This window comes from Chryseobacterium cucumeris, assembly GCF_001593385.1.
GTDB classification, from domain to species: domain Bacteria; phylum Bacteroidota; class Bacteroidia; order Flavobacteriales; family Weeksellaceae; genus Chryseobacterium; species Chryseobacterium cucumeris.
On sequence record NZ_LUVZ01000036.1, the window covers coordinates 1 to 480 of the forward strand.

1 protein-coding gene is annotated in these 480 nt (G+C 30.6%); it reads right to left on the bottom strand.

What is annotated here, in order from left to right; translation table 11 throughout:
• The coding region (locus A1704_RS17205; RefSeq protein ID WP_162268231.1) for an SMI1/KNR4 family protein at positions 1 to 231 on the bottom strand (231 nt) is incomplete at its 3' end.
• Between the last annotated feature and the right edge of the window lie 249 nt (positions 232 to 480).

The window sequence follows — 480 nt, forward strand, 5'->3', positions numbered from 1 at the left end:
CTCCTCATATAGCGAAATGATATTTTCATCTGCATCGAGATTGAAGTTTAAAATTTCACCAAATGCCTTTGCTTTCTCCCTAGATGTATCAATAGTATTTGGAGTTGGCATCGCAGCATTGTGTTCCAGAACTATTTTTTTGTAATCTTCAGGAAATTTAATTCCAAAGCTATTCTCTACCTCTGAAATTGACATAGGATTTTTTAATTGTTTTTCGTAAAGCCATTTCATGTTTTATTAAATCAAAATTACGTCACTTTCCACTGCATGGAGTGCATCATCTTTAATGTAGCCCCTCCAGTACTAATTTATTAAAAAATTTAATTTGTTGCTTATTTGAAATTTATATCAATTTTTTTTGGATTAGTGTTGCTTTCTATTATTTTTTCTAAAGTTCCAGATTGTTGTTTAATAATTATAGCTCGCAACGCATTAAAAGAAGAGAACAAAACACCACTTTCGCTTCCGTAATCAATTACA